Origin of the sequence: Corynebacterium sp. KPL2895, assembly GCF_040225815.1 — a bacterium.
In the GTDB taxonomy this organism is placed as follows: domain Bacteria; phylum Actinomycetota; class Actinomycetes; order Mycobacteriales; family Mycobacteriaceae; genus Corynebacterium; species Corynebacterium rhinophilum.
In genome coordinates this window covers 43,867-66,145 of the sequence record NZ_JBEHFY010000015.1, presented here as the reverse complement: position 1 = coordinate 66,145, position 22,279 = coordinate 43,867, and the positions used below count along the sequence as shown (strand labels likewise).

Sequence of the window (22,279 nt, the reverse complement as noted above, 5' to 3'; positions counted from 1 at the left end):
GTCACTGTACTCAACGGTATCGGTCACCTTAGCACCAGCAACAACCTGATCAGCATCTCCGGCAAACTCAGCCTGAGTAGAAATCTCCGGATTCCTATCAGACTTCTCAGGCTTCTCATCCTTCTTAGACGTTACCGTCTGATCCGCATCATCGATGTCCTTGTGCTCAGCAACCTTATTCGGCTTCTCAGCATCCGGAGTCTCCTCACCCTTGGCATCAACCTCAGTAGAAGTCAACTCCTCAAAAGCAACCGCAGCCTCAACCGGCTCCGTCACATCACTATCAACAGTGATCTCAACATCAACCTTGCCAGCCGACTCCTGCGGAGTAAAGGTCTTCTCACCCTTACCAACCACAGACTTGTCTGCCTTATTAACCAATTCCGCATTCAGGGTGTACTTCTTCCCTGGGACCAAGTCCTTGTACTCAACGGTATCGGTCACCTTAGCACCAGCAACAACCTGATCAGCATCTCCGGCAAACTCAGCCTGAGTAGAAATCTCCGGATTCCTATCCTCGCCGCCGTCGTCGTCAGGGAGTCCGGGCTGATCCGGAGGCAAAACACGCTGGCCGCCGCCCGAGGTATGCTTATAAATTCCGTTTGGCCCGACAATAGTCAGGAATGCATCAGCGGGCTGCTTATCAATTTTAACGCTTGGATCAACATCGAACTGATCGTCGAGGTTTTGAGCGGTAGTCTTTACGATACGAAGCCCCGTCAGCTCTGTAAATTCTTGCGGGCTGCCCTCAAATCCTTGGAAACGCGACACGTTGTTGGCGTCTCCATAGCCTAGGTTTCCGTTTATGAAGTTGATGGCCGCTTCACGACCCGACGGATCAGAAATAATTGCACTCAAATACACAATATATTTCTTCGCCAACTGCTTTTGACCATTTTCCTGTGCATCTCGCAACTTCAGTGCGAGTCCGATAACAGCATCTTGATACTTTGGGTCATCGAAACTTAGAGCACCTGCAGTAGACTTCTTATAGCTACCACCTTTGTGCATTGGGTCCGCCTGCGTGTAGTCAATGCACCAGCCCCACCCAACATCGTTCGCTGCATTTCCAGTGGAGTTTCCCTCAGGTGGCGTACCGGCCCACACCAACGGGCCCCAGCTATCATCCCCAGAATTACGTACACTCTCGAGCCCCATGTCATAATTCGGTTCGAAGTCCGTCGGCTCAGCAGCCTCAGCCCTTGCCCCCGTGACAGTAACCATAGCCAAAGTTACTGCAATTACAGCAAGAACTGCAGTTAAAGCCACTCTCCCCTCTCGAGGTATTCTTCTCAATTTACTCATTCTTCCCTCTTCAGGCAATCGAATTTTACGGCTGTATTCTTACGCAGTGAGCTACTTTCCTGAGTAAAATCTGAGTTTGAGGCTGGACACACCAAGGATAAACCCAGGGTACAACCCGAATCTTGATTCCTACTCGCTGCTCACCTGGGAGGATACCACGCACAAATGTAAGCCAACAACCAGCCGACTTTATATAATTACACATTGCAAAGCTTTATTAAGCAATATATCTAGAAACCTGAAGTACCCTGAGCTTTTCTTGTTTTTTACCTTGATGTCCAGGTTTATCCAATAAAAACTATTGTTTTTATAATCCTTCTTTAACATTGGCCGACATTCGATAACTCAAGCTTCGGCGGAGCCCACCCTCGTGAGCGTGTCAAGTTGTTTGTGTGCGAAGTCGGGATTATCGATACTTGTCGAAGCGGTTAAAAAGGCTATAACCATGTGGTTGACTGCTCGTTTCCAACCTGATGCTCGTACTCCTTTAACGAGCCTGCTAGCTGTAACCAAGGCCCGTTTGCCTTGTCTCGCCCGCTAGATAGCTCGTTTGCCTTCAATAGTGTAGATCACCAAACACAACTACCTACACCCCCTGCACGCAATGATTAAGAAAACCTCGAAGCGTTTCGCACATCATAGTAAAGCGTGCGTAATTCGCGGGAAATTGCACCATCCATAAAAGTCGTGCAGTAACCGGAAGGCCCACTAAAGGATGCAGGGAACCACAATTCGAGCCTACTTTTCTAAAACTCAACAGAAATTGGATAGCGCTTCAATAGTTTGCACCCCATTAAACCCCGTCCATTACCAGCGTCATGTTCTAGCGGTTTCCGGACTTCATTAAAATGTGTTGCATTACACCCAAAATTATATTGTGAGGATTATCATCCTACAATACAGGCAATGTAGGTCTGACATCTCTTATTTAACCAAAAGCATCGCCTTTCGCCAATGACTCCTAAATATATTATTAATGGGGCAGTCAACAAGATAAATTTCACATAGTCACCCACCTTCTACGGTGCTAGTATCTCTAACGGTTTCGAACACTAACCCAGAAAGGATCGGAAATGTCTATTCCTTCTTTTATTGCTAGCGCCATCGCTGCTGTATTGCCTCTAACCGGCAGCACCGGCCCAGTTGACGCCCAAGACCAGCTTGCTGAGCCAGAGGTAACCCAGACCGCTGACGCTGAGCAGTCCACCGACCAGTCCGATGAGCCCGGCGCTCACGCCGAAAAGGGCCGCATCACCGGTGACAAGGAAGATGTAATCAACGGAGACCAGGACTACTCTGCACCCATCCTGCAGAGCGGTAAGTTGGCTGTGCAGCGCGAACTCGCGCTCGCTACCGACGAGCTGGGCCACGAGTTCATGAACATCGACTTCAAGGACAGCCACAGCGCACACCTGACCTTCCCGGACACCTATAACCCGGATACTGACCAGGCAGCCGTGGACCGCGTGCTGGAAGCACTCAAGATCAACGGCTACGACAACCTGACCGCCGCTTACTAAAGCTGATCGGGCATAGCCTCGGGGAGCCCCAAGGATCCTAAAGAAGGGGCGAGGTACCTCACCAAGGTACCTCGCCCCTTCTTTTTCTTTTATGAGCTCGTAGCTAGTCCGAGCTCATCCACGCAGCTACGTCCGTTACTGGTCTTCCATGACATCGTGGCGCACGATGGTCTGGTCGCGGCCAGGGCCGACACCGATATAAGAGATGCGGCAGCCGGACAGTTCCTCCAAGCGCAACACGTAATCCTGCGCCTTCTGCGGCAGATCCTCGAAGGTGGTGCACTCGGAGATGTCTTCGTCCCACGCCGGCATGGTTTCAAAAATCGGCTCGGCGTGGTGGAACTCGGACTGGGTAACCGGCATCTCGTCGTAACGCTTGCCATCAACGTCATAAGCCACGCAGATAGGAATCTCCCCAATGCCGGTAAGCACATCGAGCTTGGTCAAGAAGTAATCCGTAAAGCCATTCACGCGCGTGGCGTAGCGAGCAATCACGGAATCGTACCAGCCACAGCGGCGCGTGCGCCCAGTGTTCACGCCAACCTCGCCACCGGTGGTCTGCAGGTACTCGCCCCACTTATCAAAGAGCTCGGTGGGGAACGGGCCGGCGCCAACGCGGGTGGTATAGGCCTTGATAATGCCCAACGAGGTCTTAATCCGCGTCGGCCCAATGCCAGAGCCAACCGATGCCCCACCCGCAGTCGGGTTCGAGGAAGTCACGAACGGGTAGGTGCCGTGGTCAACGTCCAACATGGTTGCCTGGCCGCCCTCCATGAGTACGTTCTGGCCATTAGCAAGCGCTTCGTTCAGTTCGAGCTCGGCGTCGATGACCATGGGGCGCAGGCGGTCGCGGTAGCTTAAGAAGTACTCCACAATCTGCTCGGCCTCGATGGCCTTGCGGTTGTACATCTTCACCAGCATCTGGTTCTTAATCTCCAGCGCGGACTCGACCTTCTGGCGCAGGATGGACTCGTCGAAAATATCCTGCACGCGGATGCCAATGCGCGCGACCTTATCAGCGTAGGTCGGCCCAATGCCGCGGCCGGTGGTACCAATCGCGCGCTTGCCCAGGAAGCGCTCCTGCACGCGGTCGATGGTCTGGTGATACGGCGCCACGAGGTGCGCATTCGCGGAAATCTTCAGGCGGGAGGAATTCGCCCCGCGCGCTTCCAGGCCATCAATCTCATCAAAGAGCGCCTCGAGGTTAATCACCACGCCATTGCCCAGCACAGGGGTGGCGTTTTCAGAAAGAATACCGGCGGGCAGGAGCTTCAGCTCGTATTTTTCACCGCCGACCACGACGGTGTGCCCGGCGTTATTGCCGCCGTTCGGCTTGACTACGTAGTCAACTTTCCCGCCAAGGATATCGGTAGCCTTGCCCTTGCCTTCGTCGCCCCATTGGGCGCCGACAATGACGATCGCTGCCATCTTTTAAGTCACTTCCTCATTATTGAAGCCAAAATACGCATTTACCTTACACTTTTCTGGCCGCAATAGCCCACGTAGCATGATGTGCATGCGTTTTTTGTTCCTCCGCTGCGGCGCCCCCGGCGTTGATTTGCCCGCAGAGGCCTATGACCTTTCGGCCGTTCCTTCCCGCAAGGAGCTCTCGCTTATCGATGCCGCCGCCACCAACCTCCTCCCCCACGACCCCACGCCTTCGCTTGACGAGATCGCCGCGCAGCCCGATGTCCGCCACCTCAGCGCCCCTGCCGCCGCACCGCAGGAGCCTTACCTAGAGGACCGCCTGCGCATCGTGGTTGCGGGCTCGGATTCGGCGCTGAACGCCGTCATCACCCGGCTCATGCGCGCCGATAACCTGTGGGCCGAGGTAGCGTTCATTCCCACGGGCGAGTCGGCCGCCGCCGCTAATTGGGGCCTGCCCGGCGCGCCACAGGAGGCCCTCGAGCTCGCCCGCACCGCCCCGGTTCGCCCGGTGCCGCTCATTCGCAATGATTCCGGCCAGGCCGTCGCCGGCTCAGCAACCATCTCAGATTGGTCCAATGGTCCGCTTACCGGTGAAATCATCATCGATGATGACACCCTCGCCGCCTCCGGCCGCGGCACTTTTGGCGCGCGGCTCGTCCCCATGACCGATGCCCCTGGCATCCTGGCGGCCCGCGCAACCTCTCCAGTCAAGCCCGAAGGCCGCCTGCGCTCTCTGCTGCGCAAGCCCGGCCGCCTCGACCCGGATTCCGTCCACACCGGCCGCGCGGTCCAGGCAGGCGGTCCCCAACTGCGCGTGCTTGTCGATGCCATCCCCCACAAACGCCCCCTCACCCGCGTCACCTTCTACCGCCACCTGCGCGACCTCCAAGTAGTGCGCCCCTAGTCCACCCGTCACAGCTAACGCCGGTTCAGCCAGCTCACCCCGTCTCCGCCGACTCGGCTCTCGGTTGACTCAGCTCGCACAACTCTGCAAGCGCCCCGCTCAGCGGATATGCGGGCGAGGTCCTGCTAATTCTGCCCCTTCTGCTTATCTTTGCGCTCCCACACCTCCGGCGGGAACGCCGGGTGCGTAGAGGTAGGAACCAAGTGCGCGACGGCGGACTCGCGCGAAAGCCCGCAGACCATGAGCATGTCCACGACGATGGACCTCGTCTGCGCGAGGATCGTATATGCAGAAAGCGTCGCGTCTTCTTCGATAAGATCCATGCCCGCTTGACCGCCCACGTAGCGCAGCCGCTGCACGAGTTCGGGTATCTCTATCGCCTCATCGTGGTCCCGCTTTTGCCGGCCGTAAAGCTCTCCCACCGCGAGGATAATTTCTGATAGCTCTTCTAGGAGCTCTAGCTGCTTTGCGGATACGGTATCGCCGTCTTCAGTAAGCACTAGCGCGCGGCGCGATAGCACCCGCACCCCGCGCACCGCATTATCTACCGGCAATAGGATGCGCTCTAGGGACCGAATGCTCCTGCGCGAGGTCCACAAAAGCGGCGATACTTCCGATGCCTCCCTGCCCGATTGCGCCGCGCTCAGCAGCGTATTCACGTCATTTTGCGTGCCGCGCACCGCATCGCGGGCATCGCGAATAATCTCGGGATTGGTATCGCGGATGCCATGCGTGACGTCGTTGAGAATGCTGGATGCAATCCTCAACACCTTCGACACCTCGCGCCGAGCTTCCTTCAGCGGGGAATTCGGGATAAGCGCAATCGTGATAAGCCCAATGCCGGAACCAATCATCGCGTCGATCGCCCGGTGCAGGCCACCCGGTCCCTCGGTGGGCGGAAAAATCGTGGCAATAAGGATGGAACCAAAGACAATCTGGTTGGACACCAGCGGCGATTTCGTAATAAAAGACCCCACAACCAGGCCTGCTCCCACAATGAAGAGGATCTGGAACGGCCCCTGCCCCACCACTTGGAACAGCAAATCGCCCAAGGCCACGCCGACGATGCCGCCCAGTGACATCTCCACTGCCCTTTTCATCCTGTCCCCGCCCGAAAGCCCCAGAATGATGACAGCCGAGATGGGCGCGAAGAACGGCTGCGGATGCCCAAAGAGGGAGCTAGCCACCCAATACGCCAATGCGGCACCGACGGTGGCCTGGATTATATAAACGAAGCGCGAACGGATGCGTTGCAGACGCGATAATACTGAACGGTCCACCACCCGCAGCATTTGCCTCGTTGAGACTCTTTGTTTCGCTTCCGACATGTCCTCCAGCATAGAAGACCGCTGTCTACCACCGCCCCCGAATACCCGCATCCCGGCCTGCGCCAGGTTGTGGATAACCCGCTGTATGCGTGCGACACCAACCCCCGCCGCGCGAGAATTCCACAGAATCGCCGTTTCGCCTTACCCATCCATTGCCGCGTACCCGTTCCGCTTTTACCGTCAGGAGCCGTGAACACAGAATTTTTACAACTTTGCCGTCGCGGTGTGGACCTCGTCGCCGAGTTTCAGGGATGCTCCGAACAGCAGCTCATCGAAGCCGGCGCCAGCCAGCTCCTCGCCGCGCAACTCGCCCGCCTCCAGCACACATATTTCGGCCGCACCTCCAATAGCCGCAAGCAGCGCCTCGCCTGCGAGGCCGCTCGTTCTCGCGGCCACGACCTCGCCATCCTCGAAAGCATCGAGTCTTTCGCCCACCGCGTGAAAGACACCAACCGCAGTTGGGATCTTCGCCTAGAGCTCTGCCGCGCAGAAGCCCACCTGATTCCGGCAATCGCAAAGAAGCGCCTCAAACAGCTCAATCCCGCCAAGCGTCCCTCGCACGGCGTCCGCTATACCCGACGCCCCGATGGTCCCCACACCATCTCCATCACCGCGGAGCCCACTGATATCGCGGATATCAAGGGCGTTCTCGCTTCCGTGGATAAGGAAAACCCGCTCGCAGCCGCCAAGCAGGTCATCCTCGAGGGCAATCCCGGCGCGCTGCCTGCGGTGCATACCAATGTGATCATCACCCTTGACCAGCTAGACCGCATCACTGCTGGCCAGGGCGATGACATCATGCTTCAGCTTTCCAACGGCGCGCGCATGTCCGGCGCCCAGCTCGTCGCCCGGACCCTCGCCCAACGCGGTTACGTCAGCTTGGTCCATCCTGAGCACGGCGCGGTGAACCTGTATCGCACCGAGCGCATGGCCAGCTGGAAGCAGCGCATGCTAGCCCGCGCGGAACATCCTATTTGCGCTTGGCCCGGCTGCTCCACGCCTGCCGATGACGCCCAAGTCCACCACATCACCGCCTGGGCAGCCGGCGGCCCCACAAACCAAGAAAACCTCGTAACGCTCTGCGCTCATCACAATGCGGTGAATCAAGATGATGATTCCCGCCCCACCGCACGCGGGCGCATGGTTCGCATCAAGGGCCGCATCGCCTGGATCCCGCCGTGGAGCGGCAACCCGCGGTTTATCCCCTCACCCGCCTATTCACCACGACCAACAAGGAGTTCTACCTAGCCCTCGCCTGACCCACCCAATCCGGCCGGTCTGCCTAGTCCGCCTCGTCCACTGGTCCCCGCTGTATCTGCCGTTCCCGCCTGGCCTTACCAGACTATATTTATGCCCAATCTCGCTGGCATAGCTGGTCGGGCCGGCATAGCTTGTCTGGCTGATCTGGCATACCTGCCTGCTCTGTCTCATATCCGGCAAGGCCGCGCCCCATCCTCGCGGCCCGCAGATAGGCCCAGCGTTAGGTCTAGAAATGGGACTAGAAATAAGAAAAGCCGCCTCCCGCATAGGGGGAAGCGGCTACTTCGTCGTGCCTGCGGCGCGACCGCGCCTTCGGCTTAGACTCGTCCTACTTGGCCGTGGTCTTACCCACGGAGTGGAGGTCCTGGCATGCCTCGATGACGCGCTCGGACATACCCTGCTCTGCCTTCTTCAGGTAAGAGCGTGGGTCGTAGACCTTCTTGTTGCCCACCTCGCCGTCAATCTTGAACACACCATCGTAGTTTTCCATCATGTGGCGAGCTACTGGGTTGGTAAACGCATACTGGGTATCGGTGTCCACGTTCATCTTGATGACGCCGTAGCGCAGCGCCTCTTCGATCTTCTCCTTCTCAGAGCCGGAACCGCCGTGGAATACGAAGTCAAAGGCGTGCTCACCCTCGCTCAGGCCGAGCTTCTTCTGCGCAACCTTCTGGCCCTCCAGCAGAACCTCGGGGCGCAGCTTCACGTTGCCCGGCTTGTAGACGCCGTGCACGTTACCGAAGGTAGCGGCCAACAGGTAGCGACCCTTCTCGCCGGTGCCCAGTGCATCGATGGTCTTTTCAAAGTCTTCCGGGGTCGTGTACAGGTTATCTCCGGCCTTGGCCTCGACACCGTCTTCTTCACCGCCGACAACGCCAATCTCTGCCTCGAGAATGATGTGTGCCTTCTTCGCCTTCTCCAGAAGCTCCTGAGCGATGACCAAGTTTTCATCGATCGGAATAGCAGAGCCGTCCCACATGTGGGACTGGAACAGCGGGTTCTCGCCGCGGTCGACGCGCTCCTGGGAGATGGCCATCAGCGGACGAACGTAATCATCCAGAACTTCCTTCTGGCAGTGGTCGGTGTGCAGGGCGATATTGACGCCGTAGTGCTTCGCTGCCTCGTGTGCGAAGGCGGCTAGGGCCTGAGCACCTTTAACCTTGTTCTTGACCGCGAGGCCAGAGCCGAACTCTGCACCACCGGTGGAGAATTGGATGATGCCGTCAGACTCTGCCTCGGCAAAGCCCTTCAGTGCTGCGTTGATCGTTTCAGACGAGGTGCAGTTGATGGCTGGGAATGCGAAGCCGTTCTGCTTCGCGGTGTCCAGCATCTGGTTATACGCCTCGGGGGTTGCAATTGGCATGAAATTCCATCCTTAAGTGGGATTGCGGTCAAACACGTTCCAACACCCAATTATGCCCACATTTCCGGATTTCCGCCGCAAAATTTGTGTGACATTTCCTGTGTTTACTGCCCAACTCTCAAAAATGCAGCGCCCCCACACGGCAAACCCCGCGCTAGGCGTTTAACAGCACGGTTAAACGCAGCTAATCGCGACCCGATTTTTCATGCAGGTCACGAGCTACCCGGGCGCACGCCTCCAGAAGCATCCACCCAGACAGCTGCACGGATAGGTCGCGCTCATCCACGCGAATGATGCCCATCTTTTCACTGACGGTCGTGTGCCCGAAGCCGTAGTTGTGCGGTAGGCGGGCATCGGCAGTCCAATCAGAGCCAAAAATTGGCAGGCCATCGACCTCGAGCCGGTGCTCCCACACGGATTCGGCAGACGCCACGACCATCCGGGTCGCCAGCTTCTTGGTAGCCCGGTTGGCGGGCGAATCCCCGGGCAGGCGCACGGCGACATCGGCAAGATAGCGCATCAGGATGCCCTTAAACAGGCCGCCGTCACCATCACCGGTCTCCCAATCCACGACGCCAGACGGAGTCGCCATCCCGGAAGCAATAGCCTGCACCAGGCCACGGATCTTGATGATGTAGCTCATCATCTCGGATGCCAGCTCGGCCTCGTAAACGCTATCGATCTGCTCCAGCTTGCCGATGCTCGACTCCTCCCGCATCGCCAACACAATCTCCAGGCATGCCCCCAACATCACGCCTTGGCAATACGGGTGGACTTGTTTGACGATCTCAGGGCCATCCATGCGCATGCGCACGCCGTCCATGATGAAGCCATCTTCATTGACCAAGTTGTCGTAGACCCAGTCAACGATGCGGCGGGCTGCGGTAATGTTTCCCATTCGCGCCAGCATGATGGCTCCGGGCCCATTGGCCGGCACGTTCATGAAGTTCTCGCCATCGCGCCACGGCAATATGCCCAGTGAGTCATCGAGGCCCTCGGTGATATTTCCCTGCAAAGACGCTAACGCCTTGGGCGGTTTCATCTTTTTTACCTCGCCCACGCGCCCTAGGGCGAGGGCGAGCCAGGCTTTGTCGTCGAAGTACTTATTCTTGGTCAGCTGCGCCAGATTCCGGACGCGGATCCCGCGCGTGGTGTCGAGGATGCGCTGGCGGCGGGCCTTAGTATTCTTCCTCTCCGCGGCATCGACAAGGCAGTCGAGGTAGTGCGCCTGCCACCAGTAGTGCCAGTGCACGAGGAGTTTTTCTTTCGTGGTGGGCGGCCAGCTGACGATGGCGAGGTTGGTCCGCGGCAGGCCCCATACGGAATGCGCATGGCGCTCATCAATGGCGGTTTCCGCGAGTTCGGCGCGGTGGGCCCACTTTTCTTCCACGATTTCTTTATCACTCCAGTAGCAAGGTTTATTACAGTTAGTGTAACGATCTCTTACCAGGAATTGTGCAGATCGGCGTGCTGCCGGATCCAGGTATGCATGGCGATGCCCGCGGCCACACCAGCGTTGATGGACCGCGTGGAGCCAAATTGCGCGATGGAGCAGGTCATGAGGGCGGCATCTTGCGCGGCGGCGCTTACTCCGGGACCTTCTTGCCCGAATAGCAGCAGGCTGCGTTCCGGCAGTTCGGCGGTTTCGAGGGGCACGCAACCGGGGGTGTTATCAATGGCCACGACCGTGAGGTTTTCCTCGGCTGCCCAGGCAATGAGCTTATCGACGCTCTCATGGTGCCGCAGATGCTGATACCTATCTGTCACCATGGCGCCGCGGCGGTTCCACCGGCGCCGCCCCACAATGTGGACGGTATCGACGGCAAAGGCGTTGGCGGTGCGCACGACGGTGCCGATATTGGCGTCATTTTCAAAGTTCTCGATGGCGATATGCAGGCTGTGCCGCCGCTTATCGATGTCCCCCTTAATCGCCTCCCTCCGCCAATACCGATACGCGTCGACGACATTGCGTCGGTCGCCCTCGCGCAGGAGCTCCGGATCGTATTTTTCTGCATCCGGCCCTTGCGGCCAGGGCCCTTCCCAGGGCCCCACGCCGTGGCGGCCCTCATTCCATTCGGTCGGCCCCTTCGCCTCTTCGGACCGTTCTTGTTGCACAGTACTCTCGCCGCGCACGCCCTGCCCGGCCTGGCGTGCCTGGTCCACCTCGTTACGCGAGTCCAAGGTCATCCAAGCCAAGCAGGGAACGGTATTCAAGGCCCTCGGCCGAGATGACGTCCTCGGCGCCGGTGGCGCGGTCAACGACGGTAGCTACGCCGACCACTTCTGCTCCAGCTTCGCGCAATGCGGCGACTGCTGTGAGCGGCGAGTTGCCGGTCGTGGTGGTGTCCTCGACGACCAGCACCTTCTTTCCGGTCACATCCGCGCCCTCGATGCGGCGCTGCATGCCGTGCTTTTTGGCTTCTTTGCGCACGACGAAGGCGTCGATATCGCGGCCCTCGGCATGCATGATGGAGGTCGCTACCGGGTCCGCGCCAAGGGTTAAGCCTCCGACGGCAGCAAAATCCCAATCCGCGGTGAGCTCGCGAAGCAAGGACCCGATGAGGCGGGAGGCTTCGTGGTGCAAGGTCGCACGGCGCAAATCGACGTAGTAATCGGCCTCTTTGCCCGAGGACAAAGTCACCTTGCCGTGCACAACGGCAAGCTCCTTGACCAGTTCCGCGAGACGCTTCTTCTTGTCTTCTTGCAGGTGCACTTCAGTCATCGCATTGCTCCTTTTCTAGAGTTTTCTTCGGAGTGTGAGGGAAATCCCTGGCTACATGGGCCAACGCAACATTCTAGGCTACTCCCCCTGCTGCGACCCGGAATCGTCACCGCGGCCTTTATTCTCTTTCTCCCGTCCAGCGGCCGAGCCACTGACGTCTCGGGAGGCAGCGTCGAGGCCGTCGCCAGAAGCATCTCCCGAAGCGTCGCCGAAGATGGAAGCCTCCCCAAATTGCTGGCGCGGCAGGCGGGCAGTGCCTGAGTCGGGCGTGGGGCGTTCATTGCCATCGGCAATGGCATCGACCTCGTCCGCCCCAATCGCCGTGTGTTCAACCGGGCCGCGGGTCTCGGAGTACGTGCGCGAGGGCATATCCAACGGTTCCTCCGGCCGTTGAATGACCGGCCGGGAAAACTCCGGCTGCCCCGCCGCCGCTGTTCCACCCACCGCATCGACCACAGGTGCCGCGGGAATTTCCCTGGCTGGATCCAAGTCCTCAAGGTGAATGGTATGCACGGAGGAGGAACGGGGTGGGAGGACGCGGGAAGCATCGGCAAGTAAAGCCAGGGGCGGGAGCATTGCCTCCCAATCCGCGGTGCGCGAATGCTTGGTGGTTTGTGCCAAAACCCACTCGGTTTCCAGCCACAGCGCCGACACCACCTCCGGCATGCGTTGCAGTGCGATGCGCACGCGTTCGTCTACCATCCGCTCCGTCACGCCGCGATCGGAGGAATACACATCGAAACCTTCGATGCTCATGGCCATTAACAGGTCCTCGGACATTTCGGCCTCCTGGCTGCCGAAACGCTGGAAATCAATGACCACATCCGATGCCGCTCCCGTCCGCATCGCCATCACATTCACGCCGTCGATATCCATCAGCAACATTTCGTGGCCATACACGTTGCCGGCAACGATGTCTTTCGGCGCGGCGCCGGAGGAGGCCACTCCCCTCGTCCATTCATCGACAAGGTACTGGTCCGACTTCATGTACTCAAAGCCCCGGGTCTCCGCCCAGTTCTTGCGCTCCCGACGAATGGTGCCAGGGATAAGCGGCCGCGGCCGCCCTACCGGCTTAGGCTTTGCGTGACCTTCCGGTTGTTCTTCAGTCCCCTCTTGGCCTGCCTCTTCGAGGGAGTCAGCCGCACCCGATTCCGTTTCTGCGCCAGCTTCCGACGTCTCTTCAGTGCTGCCTGCAGTGTTGGCACGGGCAGCACTGCCAGCACTGCCAGCACTGCCAGTATTACTGGCACTGCCGACGTTATCGGAACTGCTGGTGCTGTCGGAGCCGGTTGCATGGGCGTCATTGGGGCCGGCGGTAGAGGCGGTGGCGTTGGCTGCAGTGGCAGCAGTGGCGGCGCTGCCTTTTACAACGCCATTATCTGAAACAGCCTCGGAGTCGTTAGCGCGGGCTTCGTCGCTGGCATTGGCGTCACTGGCGCTATCTTCACTCGCCCTGTCATCACCGCTGCGGCCTGATTCGCCTGCAGCGCGATGGTGACGGCCTGAAGAGGTAGCGGAGGAAGAATCGGATTCAACATCGGGGGACGGCGAGTACTTCGCCGCGAAACCGGGGTGGTCCTCAGCACCGCCTTCGCTCTCAGAATCTGTAACGGCCTCAGAGCCTGCGGCGTCTTCCGCATCCTCTTCAGTTTCCCCCTTAGTTTCGGGGCGTGCGTGGGAAGGCGCATCCTGGTCTTCCCAGGTGTCCCAGCCTTTCCGGTCGTGCTGGGATGCAGTATCGCGCTGGGCATCGGCTACGCGCTGCGTGCGGTCGTAGTACAGCAAAAAGCCACCGGCGATGCCGAGCACGAGTGCGAAAATCAGGAGTAAAGAAGCCATCATCTCCCGATAATAATAGGTACCGGCAGCCCACGGTGCCGGTACCAGTCGGAATCGGAGCGATTAATTGGAATTAATCGTCAACCGAAGTCCTATCCCCGCGTTCCACTGGGTTGGTCGGGTCTGCAGACCACTGCGACCAGCCACCGATGTAGTGACGCAGGCCGGTAAATCCTGCGTCCTCCATCGCTGCGAGTGCCAGCGCGGAGTGGTTGCCCGAACCGGAATAGATAATTGCGTCCTTGGTGTTTTCCTGGGTCAATCCGGCAGCGGCCAGCACTTCACGGATTTCATCCGGCGACTTCAATGTGCGCACCCCATCGTTGTGGAAGAGGCGCTCGGGAACATTGACCGCACCCGGGATGTGGCCCGCCTTCAAGTCCAGGTTCTCGCGGCGGCCGGCAAAGCGGTTGCTCGAGCGCGTATCGATGAGCACGCCATCGTGCTTGCGGACGTCATCAATCGTGGCGGTAGGCAGCTGGCCGGGAGTGACCTCGAACGTCGAGCCGACCGCGATATTGCCCGGCCCCGTCAGGGTTTGGTAACCGTGCGCGAGCCAGTTTTCCAGACCGCCATCGAGGATGCGCACATCAGTCAGGCCTGCCCACCGCAGCGTCCACCACGCACGGCCAGCAAAAAGCCCGCGGCCCTCGTCATAGACCACCACGGGGCGGTCTTCCTGCAGGCCCCAAGAACGGATCCAGGACTGCAACTTATCTTCGTCCGGAAGCGGGTTGCGGCCATTGCGCGAGCCGGGAAGGCCGACGAAGGCCGCGCCGGTATCGCCAAATAGCGCGGTGGGAATGTGCTGGGAAGCAAAGTCGATGAAGCTTTGGCCCGTCTTGGGCTGCCAGTGGGTGCCGAGGAGGGTGAAACGATCGCCGTGGTAGATGGATTCTTTGAGTTCCTGCGGGGAAACTAAAATGCTCATGCCTTCCAGTCTAAAGGCATGAGCATTATTTTTCGCCCGGTAATTTAGCGAGCGGAGATATCCAGCTCCGCGCCGCCATCGGCGACGTCAACGTGGACGGTATCGCCATCGGCAATATCGCCAGCCAAAAGCTTCTTCGCTAGCTTGTCACCGATAGCCTGCTGGATGGTCCGGCGCAGCGGGCGGGCACCGTAGGCGGGGTCATAGCCGCGGTCAGCCAACCAGGACTTGGCGGAATCGGATACCTGCAGCGTCAGGCGGCGGGCCTCCAGGCGCTCGGTGAGACCGCGCAGCTGGATGTCCACGATGCCGCGCAGCAGCTCCTCCGACAACGGCTCGAACATCACCACATCATCGAGGCGGTTGATGAACTCCGGCTTGAAGGCACGCTTTACGGCCTCCATGGTTTCGTCCTTCGTACCGCCAGCGCCCAGGTTGGACGTCAAAATGATGACGGTATTGCGGAAGTCGACGGTGCGACCCTGGCCATCGGTAAGCCGCCCCTCATCCAGGACCTGGAGGAGGACGTCGAAGACGTCGGGGTGGGCCTTTTCCACTTCGTCGAAAAGCACGAGCGTATAAGGCCGACGCCGCACGGCCTCGGTGAGCTGGCCACCGGCTTCGTGGCCGACGTATCCCGGAGGGGCACCGACGAGCCGGGAGACGGAGTGCTTCTCGCCGTACTCGGACATATCGATGCGCACCATGGCGGATTCATCGTCGAAGAGGAAGTCCGCCAGCGCCTTAGCCAGCTCCGTCTTACCCACGCCGGTAGGGCCGAGGAAGAGGAAAGAGCCGGTCGGGCGGTTGGGGTCAGCCACGCCCGCACGGGAGCGACGCACGGCATCGGAAACAGCGGTCACGGCCTCGCGCTGGCCGACGACCCGCTTGCCCAACACCGCCTCCATGTTCAGCAGCTTCTCGGTCTCGCCCTGCAACATCTTGCCGGCGGGAATGCCGGTCCACGCGGAGACGACCTCCGCGATGGTATCCGGGCTGACCTCCTCATCCAGCATGGTATTGCGCTGGGCGGCGGCCTTTTCCTCGGCTGCTGCCAGGTCCTTTTCCAGCGGTGGGATCTTGCCGTAGTTGATCTCGGAGGCTAGGGCGAGGTCGCCATCGCGCTCGGCAATTTCTGCTTGGCGGCGGAGATCGTCGAGTTCTTCCTTGATATCCTGCACGTCATCGATGGCCTTCTTCTCGTTGGCCCAGCGCGCCTTGAGCTCGCCGAGCTTTTCGCGCTGGTCCGCGAGCTCGCCCTGCAGGGCGGCCAGGCGGTCCTTGGAGGCGGCGTCGGATTCCTTCTTCAGCGCGAGCTCCTCGATCTCCATGCGGCGAACGATGCGCTCAAGCTCATCGATTTCCTGCGGCGAGGAGTCGATTTCCATGCGCAGGCGGGAACCGGCTTCATCGACTAGGTCGATGGCCTTATCCGGCAGGAAGCGGTTGGTGATGTAGCGGTTCGATAGCTCCGCTGCCGAAACCAAGGCCGAGTCCATGATGCGCACGCCGTGGTGTACCTCGTAGCGCTCCTTGAGCCCGCGCAGGATACCGATGGTGTCTTCCACGGACGGCTCTGCAGCATAGACCTGCTGGAAACGCCGCTCGAGGGCGGCGTCCTTTTCGATGTACTTGCGGTACTCATCCAGCGTGGTTGCACCAACGAGGCGCAGCTCACCGCGGGCCAGCATGGGCTTGATCATGTTGCCGGCGTCCATGGAGCCTTCGCCGGTAGCGCCGGCGCCGACGATGGTGTGCAGCTCATCGATGAAGGTGATGATTTCGCCCTCAGACTGCTTAATCTCATCCAGAAACGCCTTGAGGCGCTCCTCGAACTCGCCGCGGAACTTGGCGCCGGCGACCATAGAGCCGAGATCCAGGCTGATAAGCGTCTTGCCCTTCAGGGACTCGGGGACGTCGCCAGCCACGATGCGGCGGGCCAGGCCCTCAACGATCGCAGTTTTGCCGACGCCCGGCTCACCAATCAACACCGGGTTATTCTTCGTCCTGCGCGAAAGCACCTGGACGACGCGCCGGATTTCCTGATCGCGCCCAATGACCGGGTCGATCTTGCCCTCGCGCGCCCGCGCGGTGAGGTCGGTGGCGTACTTTTCCAGGGCCTGGAATTGGTCTTCCGGGTTCTCCGAGGTCACCTTGGCGGCCCCGCGCACGGAGGGGAAGGCGCCCTTAATGGCGTCGTAGGTTGCGCCGCGGCCGGTCAGCAACTCGGCAGCGTCGGTCTTCGAACCGGCGATGGCGGCGAGGAGGACTTCGGTGGACACGAACTCATCGCCAAGCTCGCCCGCCAATTCCTGCGACTTGGTCAGTACGTTCAGGCCATCCCGGTTGAATTGCGGGTTAGACATATTGGCGCCCTCGGCGCTGGGATAAGAGTTAACCAGCTCGCGCGCTTCCTTCAACACGGTATCCGGGTCAACGCCGGTGGCCTTAAGCACCGGCTCGGCGATGCCGCCTTCCTGCCCAAGAATGGCCGCCAGCAAGTGCGCCGGGCGGATATCCGGGTTGCCATTCGCGGACGCGGTCTGCAGGGCTTCCTGCAGCGCCTCTTGTGTCTTGGTGGTGGGGTTAAAAGAACTCATGTGTACGTTTCTCCTTCTAAGATTTATTCATCCATTTTAAGGATTCACTTGGTATAACGCACATAAAGTTGAGCCTATTCCACTCAACCCGAACTTTTTGAGTCCATCCGGCTCAACTTTCCGGTTTCTGCCACAACAGCCCTACCGAAGTCCGGCCGGCCCAGTAGTGGGGGCGCACGGTGTAATCGAGGTGGGGGCTTAGGGGCCCGGCAAGCAAGCGAATTGGCTGCACGCCGAAGCCGGGCCGCCACACCAAAAATGTGGGAGCCCGGCTTGCACAGAGTGGATTTGTGAAGGCTAGGTTTCTTGTTTCTGGCCCACGTGGCCGATGCCCTCTTTGAAAATCGTGCCGCGCGGCGGAAGCAAGCCCATGAACTTGAACGTCAGGTACACGCCGATGGAAATGGCCAGCGAGACGGCACCGAACGCGCCGGTAAACCCGTACATCACGGCCATCGGCGCGATGATGGTCCACGAAATCTCGAACGGGCCGAAGCCGATGTAGGCCATGCCGTATTCGGAAAGCGTTCCGGATTTCAGCTTCGGATCGACGATCTTAAGCACGGCGATGCCGGTAGCCACGGTAGCCGTCGCCCAGCCCCAGCCGAAGATGCCGCGCTCGATCCAGCGCTCGCCAAAGAACTCGGCGGGGAACCACATCAAGAAGAACGTACAGAAGATGGTGCCCAGAATGAACAGGACCAGCAGCGCCTGCCAGTAGGAAGCGATAGCGGCAGGAACAATGGCGGCCACGCCGAAGGCGATGAGGTAATCGGTAGCGGCACCGGAGATGGAGGATACGGAATCCTTATCCAGGTAATCCTCGGCGCCGACGAAGTTCATGATGGCGCGGAAGATGAGGCCGATAACCATGGACATCGCAAAGAGCGGGATGGAAACATTTTCCCAAATGCTAGAAATGCCCTTATTGACGCCGTACGCCGTCATAACCGTGAGGATGATGAAGCCGAAGTGCAGCGCGAGCGGCTCGATGGAAGAAGGGTTGGTGGTCGCGCGGCCCAGAGAGGGGCGCTCATCCAGGTTCTTGATGTAGCCGCGGCGAATCTCTTCCGGTAGCTCCTTGGGGACGTAGGACACCTTGCCCTTGCGGATGCCCCAGTTACCAGCGATGACACCGCCGATAATCGCGGCCAGGGTGCCGACGGTCGCGGAGGTAAAGCCCAGGGACGCTGCCGCTTCGGCGCCGACGCCCTCCAGCGCGCCACCCACAGCGGCGGCCGTGCCGAAGCCACCGGTAAAGCCAACCGGCAGCATCATGCCGAACCAGTTGGGGGTATCAAAGACTGGGGCAAAGAAGAGCAGGCCGAGCACGATGAAAAGGCCCCACTGGCCGGTAAACATCATGGTGGAATAGCCCCACATATTGCGCGCACCCTTGCCCATGTTGCCGCCGACTTCCATGGAATACGCCATCGAGGCAAAGACCACGGCAATGAGGATGGAGGTGTAATCGCCGAGGTTATCGGAGAAGTTGATCCACCCCAGCACGTTAGGCCCGACGAGCAGGCCGATCAGGCCGGCGGTAATGGGGGCAGGCAGCAATAAGTCCTGGAAGATAAACTTCACTTGGTGGCGCAAAATATTGCCGATGACCATGAGTAAGGAAATCCAACCCACGTCCAGCATGAGCGTATAAGCGGAAAAATCTTCCATGGGAATCCTTTCTAGCTGTGCAGTTATGGCAGGTCGCTCACGTGCAGCGAGCGCGCAGATAAAAAGTACATTACATATCATGTAGTGAGCCACAACATACGGCGGATTTTTCACCCCCGCTACAATGGCACGGTGGAGCACTACCTCAGCATTATCATCGGCGCGGGCCAGGCAGGCTTGGCGACGGCCCACCAGCTCACCTCCCGCGGCCTTATCCCCGCCCAAGACTTTTTGCTTATCGATGCCAACCCCGCCCCCGGCGGCGCCTGGCGTCACCGGTGGGATTCACTGACGCTGGGAAAGGCCCATAACATCGCGAGCCTGCCGGGCATGCCCGCCCCGCTTGCCGATGCCTCCTCCCCCCCGCCTCCCACGTAGTCGCCGCCTACTACGACGCCTACGAAGATAAGTTCCATCTGCGGCCCTACCGCCCGGCGCGCGTCCGCAGCGTCCGTGCCCTGCCCGGAGAACCCGGCGCGAGCGGCGCACGCAATCCCCGCGGCGCACGCGGCGCGTTTCTCGTGACGCTGGAGTCCGGCGAGCAGTTTTCCGCGGACACCATCGTCAACGCCACCGGCACGTGGGATAGGCCGTATATCCCTTATATTCCGGGCATCGGCAGTTTTGGCGGGCACCAACTGCACACCAAGGACTATTCGGCGGCGGAGGACTTTGCGGGGCAGCACGTGTTGGTCGTCGGCGGCGGGCTATCGGCGGTGCAGTTTCTATTGGAACTTGAGGGGCTCGCCCAGACCACTTGGGCCACGCGGCGGGCTCCGGATTTTACGAATACGGAGTTCGATAAGCAGTGGGGTTTGGATGTGGAAAAGAAGGTCCGCGAGCGGGTCTTTCGCGGCAATCCGCCGGCCTCGGTGGTCTCGACCACTGGGATTCCGCCCTGGCAGGAATACCTGGATGCGGTCGAGCGCGGCGTTTTGGTCTCGCGCGGCATGTTCGATGCCATCGATGCGACCGGTGTGCGGTTTGGCGAGTCTGCGAGCGGTGAGGTGGCGGGGGCGTCGGAAAGCGCGGCGGCATGGCAGCCGTATCCGGCGGGCACGCACTTGGCGGTGGACGTCATCTTTTGGAATACGGGTTTCCGCCCGGTGCTGGACCATCTGGCGCCGTTGCGCTTGCGCTCGCGCAAGGGCGGGATTGTCATGCGCAACGAGGTCTCGCCTGTGGCGAACCCGCGGGTCTTCCTCGCCGGCTATGGGTCGACCGCCTCGACGGTGGGGGCGACGCGCGCGGGGCGCTTGGCGGCGCGCGAGGTTATCAAGGTGCTGGGTCTGTAGCGCGGGGACGAAAATGCGCGCGCTAAAAGGCAGGCAAGCACACTAGGATGGGAAACCATGTGGGAATTGGGCGAGCACTTCCGGAAGTATGCAGACGACTACCGCAATGCGGTGCATGAGCAGTTTTTCCTCATGGTGCCGGAGGCACGGCAGGTCTTTTCCCTTTCTATGCAGGACACTCACCGGTCCATGGTGCACGCACTAGCATGGGTGATTGAACACGCAGAGCCCAGCAGCGCCGGCGCGAAGGCAGGGTCCGGGGTCGGGGCTGCGCTGCCCGAGGACGTACGGGAGAAGATCGCGCAGCTCGGCCGCGATCACCGCAGGCACGGCTTCCCGGCCGAGGTCTATGCGCGGTTCGAGAAGGCGCTCATCAAAGGCCTGCGGGTGTTGGCGCTGACGCGGTACCAATACGACTTCGCCTGCGCCGTCATCCACCAGGTCTGCGAGGAGATGGCCAGTGCGGCGCGCGAGGCGGACTTGGCTGGGGAGGCGCCGGCGTATTCGGGGCAGGTGGTCGCGGTGGATCGGCCGACGCGCGAAACCGCGGTCATTCGCGTCGAGGCAGGAATGCCCGCAGCCTTCGAGCCGGGGCAGTATTTCCCCGTTACCACCCAGTACCTTCCCGGCCAGTGGCGGATGCTCACCCCCGCGCAGCCAAGCGATGCCACCGGTCAGCTGGTCTTCCACGTCGCTGCGGTGGGTGCGGCCTCGCGGTCGCTTGCGCATACCAAGCCAGGCGATTGGTGGACATTGGGCCGGCCCACCGGCTCCATCTGGCAGGACCTGCGCGCGTTGCGCGGCGGCAGGTTGGTCATCCTGGCCTATGGCACGGGCTGGGCGGCGGCGCGGTGCTTGGCGCTGGCGGCGCGCCAGGCCGCGGATGCGGGCGAGGAGGGCCTCGCGAAGAACCTGGCCCTGCAGATTTTTGCCGTTGCGGATAGCCCCGGCGCGCACTATGACACGCACTTCCAGCAGAACCTTGCGGCCCTCTACCCTGATCTCAGCCTGCGCCGCATCATCCGGCAAGAAAACGACCCATGGTTGCTGGGGGCACGGCCGCTTGCCGATGCCGCCACCCACACCCTCTCCCCCGACCCGACTGATGTAGTAGTCAACGAGGCCGAGTTATCCACAGGCACGCCCACTTACTTCGCCCTCTTCGGCAGCGCCGAGGAGGTAGCGGAGGCGAGGAAGGAGTTGGAGAAAAGGGGCATCGGCAAGCAGTGGATCTTAAGCCACAGCTGGGGCCGCGACCGAGAGTGGCTGCCGGAGGATTATGCGGCGCAGTCTTAATCGGTGAGCTCTAGCACCGGCAGGGATCGGCGCGTCTTCGCTACTTCTTGCGGGTCGATGTCGGCGTAGAGGATTTCGTCTTCGTAGCCGGCCTCGGCCACGCGCACGCCGTTGGGATCGACGATGGTGGAGTGCCCGATGCCGGTCGGGCCCGAAGGAGAACCGGCCTCAGCGTTGCCGCCTGGGCGGGATTGGCCCGCGGCGAGGATATAGCTGGTGGAATCCAGCGCCCGCGCGGCCGTGAGCAGGCGCCACTGCTCCAGCTTGCCGGGGCCATCTGCCCAGCTGGTGGGGACAACGATGAGCTGCGCGCCCTCGCGCGCCAAGTCCTTGAACTGCTCTGGGAAACGGATATCGTAGCAGACCACGACGCCGACGGTAAGGTCATCAACGTCGAAGGTCACCAGGGACTCCCCGGGCTGCACCGTATCGGATTCGCGGTAGTCAAAGGCATCGTAGGTGTGGATTTTCTCGTAGCCGCCCAGCACGCCTGGGCCTGCGACGAGCGCGGTATTGGATACGCGGTTGATGGTCTTGTCCTCGCTCTCGATGGTATCGGCTGGGCAGAACATGCCGACGACGACGGTGACCTCCAATTCCTCCGCCGCTTCCTGTATCGCGGTGGCGAACGGGCCTTCGAGGTTCTGCGCCTGCTCATCTAGGCGTCCCGAGCGGAAGTTCTGCGAGGTGGCCTCGGGCAGCACGATAAGGCGCGCGCCCGCCGCCGCGGCCTCGCGGATTTTATCCAGGGCGAGTTCTTGGTTTTCCTCGATGCTGCCGGTGGAGGTCAATTGCACTGCTGCTACTTTCATAA

The 22,279-nt window shown here is 60.4% G+C and carries 16 protein-coding genes and 1 pseudogene; 5 read left to right on the top strand and 12 right to left on the bottom strand.

Annotated features, from left to right (window positions below):
- Positions 1 to 1,305 (bottom strand): VaFE repeat-containing surface-anchored protein (locus ABRP95_RS07995; protein ID WP_349839206.1); only part of this gene is annotated, 1,305 nt, incomplete at its 3' end.
- 1,073 nt (positions 1,306 to 2,378) lie between these two features.
- Between ABRP95_RS07995 and ABRP95_RS07990 the strand changes: the two genes are divergently transcribed.
- Positions 2,379 to 2,825: a hypothetical protein gene (locus ABRP95_RS07990; protein ID WP_284770440.1), complete on the top strand. Its 447-nt coding sequence runs from the start codon at positions 2,379 to 2,381 to the stop codon at positions 2,823 to 2,825.
- Positions 2,826 to 2,960: 135 nt separating this feature from the next.
- Here the strand turns inward: ABRP95_RS07990 and ABRP95_RS07985 are convergent, their stop codons facing one another.
- On the bottom strand, positions 2,961 to 4,253 hold the full coding sequence (locus ABRP95_RS07985) for an adenylosuccinate synthase (protein WP_349839205.1): 1,293 nt from the start codon (positions 4,251 to 4,253) through the stop codon (positions 2,961 to 2,963).
- An 88-nt stretch (positions 4,254 to 4,341) separates the two neighbouring features.
- Here ABRP95_RS07985 and ABRP95_RS07980 point away from each other — a divergent pair, with 88 nt between their 5' ends.
- Complete coding sequence (locus ABRP95_RS07980) at positions 4,342 to 5,157, top strand: diacylglycerol kinase family protein (RefSeq protein WP_349839204.1); 816 nt, start codon at positions 4,342 to 4,344, stop codon at positions 5,155 to 5,157.
- 125 nt (positions 5,158 to 5,282) lie between these two features.
- Here the strand turns inward: ABRP95_RS07980 and ABRP95_RS07975 are convergent, their stop codons facing one another.
- A complete protein-coding gene (locus ABRP95_RS07975) occupies positions 5,283 to 6,497 on the bottom strand; it encodes an FUSC family protein (RefSeq protein WP_284770437.1) in 1,215 nt (404 codons plus the stop codon).
- A gap of 177 nt (positions 6,498 to 6,674) precedes the next feature.
- Between ABRP95_RS07975 and ABRP95_RS07970 the strand changes: the two genes are divergently transcribed.
- Entirely contained in the window at positions 6,675 to 7,733 is a 1,059-nt protein-coding gene (locus ABRP95_RS07970; protein WP_284770436.1) for an HNH endonuclease signature motif containing protein, read from the top strand.
- Positions 7,734 to 8,073: 340 nt separating this feature from the next.
- On the opposite strand, the gene fbaA is transcribed toward ABRP95_RS07970, so the two are convergent.
- The 8 genes from fbaA to ABRP95_RS07930 form a co-directional block, all read right to left on the bottom strand.
- The gene (gene fbaA, locus ABRP95_RS07965) at positions 8,074 to 9,108 is read right to left on the bottom strand and encodes a class II fructose-bisphosphate aldolase (protein ID WP_023024081.1); all 1,035 of its coding nucleotides are present in this window, start codon (positions 9,106 to 9,108) and stop codon (positions 8,074 to 8,076) included.
- A 184-nt stretch (positions 9,109 to 9,292) separates the two neighbouring features.
- Positions 9,293 to 10,498: a glycoside hydrolase family 76 protein gene (locus ABRP95_RS07960; protein WP_349839203.1), complete on the bottom strand. Its 1,206-nt coding sequence runs from the start codon at positions 10,496 to 10,498 to the stop codon at positions 9,293 to 9,295.
- Between the two features lie 53 nt (positions 10,499 to 10,551).
- Entirely contained in the window at positions 10,552 to 11,295 is a 744-nt protein-coding gene (locus ABRP95_RS07955; protein ID WP_485875486.1) for a TrmH family RNA methyltransferase, read from the bottom strand.
- Entirely contained in the window at positions 11,276 to 11,830 is a 555-nt protein-coding gene (pyrE, locus tag ABRP95_RS07950) for an orotate phosphoribosyltransferase (protein ID WP_284770433.1), read from the bottom strand. The genes ABRP95_RS07955 and pyrE overlap by 20 nt, the downstream gene beginning before the upstream one ends.
- A 78-nt stretch (positions 11,831 to 11,908) precedes the next feature.
- On the bottom strand, positions 11,909 to 13,672 hold the full coding sequence (locus ABRP95_RS07945) for a TtfA family protein (RefSeq protein WP_349839201.1): 1,764 nt from the start codon (positions 13,670 to 13,672) through the stop codon (positions 11,909 to 11,911).
- 70 nt (positions 13,673 to 13,742) lie between these two features.
- Positions 13,743 to 14,600, bottom strand: a complete 858-nt coding sequence (locus tag ABRP95_RS07940; protein ID WP_284770431.1) for a sulfurtransferase — start codon at positions 14,598 to 14,600, stop codon at positions 13,743 to 13,745.
- Between the two features lie 44 nt (positions 14,601 to 14,644).
- Positions 14,645 to 17,200: an ATP-dependent chaperone ClpB gene (gene clpB / locus ABRP95_RS07935; protein WP_349839200.1), complete on the bottom strand. Its 2,556-nt coding sequence runs from the start codon at positions 17,198 to 17,200 to the stop codon at positions 14,645 to 14,647.
- A 297-nt stretch (positions 17,201 to 17,497) separates the two neighbouring features.
- On the bottom strand, positions 17,498 to 18,874 hold the full coding sequence (locus tag ABRP95_RS07930) for a sodium/glutamate symporter (protein ID WP_284770429.1): 1,377 nt from the start codon (positions 18,872 to 18,874) through the stop codon (positions 17,498 to 17,500).
- A gap of 132 nt (positions 18,875 to 19,006) precedes the next feature.
- On the opposite strand from ABRP95_RS07930, the pseudogene ABRP95_RS07925 reads away from it, so the two are divergent.
- Together ABRP95_RS07925 and ABRP95_RS07920 are read left to right on the top strand one after the other, a co-directional pair.
- Positions 19,007 to 20,169 (top strand): annotated as a pseudogene (locus ABRP95_RS07925) (NAD(P)-binding domain-containing protein).
- A gap of 57 nt (positions 20,170 to 20,226) precedes the next feature.
- Entirely contained in the window at positions 20,227 to 21,465 is a 1,239-nt protein-coding gene (locus ABRP95_RS07920; protein ID WP_349839199.1) for an FAD-binding oxidoreductase, read from the top strand.
- Here ABRP95_RS07920 and ABRP95_RS07915 read toward each other — a convergent pair.
- The gene (locus ABRP95_RS07915) at positions 21,462 to 22,277 is read right to left on the bottom strand and encodes a carbon-nitrogen hydrolase family protein (protein ID WP_284852374.1); all 816 of its coding nucleotides are present in this window, start codon (positions 22,275 to 22,277) and stop codon (positions 21,462 to 21,464) included. The genes ABRP95_RS07920 and ABRP95_RS07915 overlap by 4 nt on opposite strands.
- Between the last annotated feature and the right edge of the window lie 2 nt (positions 22,278 to 22,279).

Bases quoted from the DNA above. Each gene is read 5' to 3' on its own strand.
- ABRP95_RS07975 (WP_284770437.1), bottom strand. From the start codon at position 6,497: ATGCTGGAGGACATGTCGGAAGCGAAACAAAGAGTCTCAACGAGGCAA.
- ABRP95_RS07990 (WP_284770440.1), top strand. From the start codon at position 2,379: ATGTCTATTCCTTCTTTTATTGCTAGCGCCATCGCTGCTGTATTGCCT.
- ABRP95_RS07955 (WP_485875486.1), bottom strand. From the start codon at position 11,295: ATGACCTTGGACTCGCGTAACGAGGTGGACCAGGCACGCCAGGCCGGG.
- ABRP95_RS07920 (WP_349839199.1), top strand. From the start codon at position 20,227: ATGTGGGAATTGGGCGAGCACTTCCGGAAGTATGCAGACGACTACCGC.
- ABRP95_RS07945 (WP_349839201.1), bottom strand. From the start codon at position 13,672: ATGATGGCTTCTTTACTCCTGATTTTCGCACTCGTGCTCGGCATCGCC.
- ABRP95_RS07915 (WP_284852374.1), bottom strand. From the start codon at position 22,277: ATGAAAGTAGCAGCAGTGCAATTGACCTCCACCGGCAGCATCGAGGAA.
- fbaA (WP_023024081.1), bottom strand. From the start codon at position 9,108: ATGCCAATTGCAACCCCCGAGGCGTATAACCAGATGCTGGACACCGCG.
- ABRP95_RS07940 (WP_284770431.1), bottom strand. From the start codon at position 14,600: ATGAGCATTTTAGTTTCCCCGCAGGAACTCAAAGAATCCATCTACCAC.
- ABRP95_RS07980 (WP_349839204.1), top strand. From the start codon at position 4,342: ATGCGTTTTTTGTTCCTCCGCTGCGGCGCCCCCGGCGTTGATTTGCCC.
- pyrE (WP_284770433.1), bottom strand. From the start codon at position 11,830: ATGACTGAAGTGCACCTGCAAGAAGACAAGAAGAAGCGTCTCGCGGAA.
- ABRP95_RS07930 (WP_284770429.1), bottom strand. From the start codon at position 18,874: ATGGAAGATTTTTCCGCTTATACGCTCATGCTGGACGTGGGTTGGATT.
- clpB (WP_349839200.1), bottom strand. From the start codon at position 17,200: ATGAGTTCTTTTAACCCCACCACCAAGACACAAGAGGCGCTGCAGGAA.
- ABRP95_RS07985 (WP_349839205.1), bottom strand. From the start codon at position 4,253: ATGGCAGCGATCGTCATTGTCGGCGCCCAATGGGGCGACGAAGGCAAG.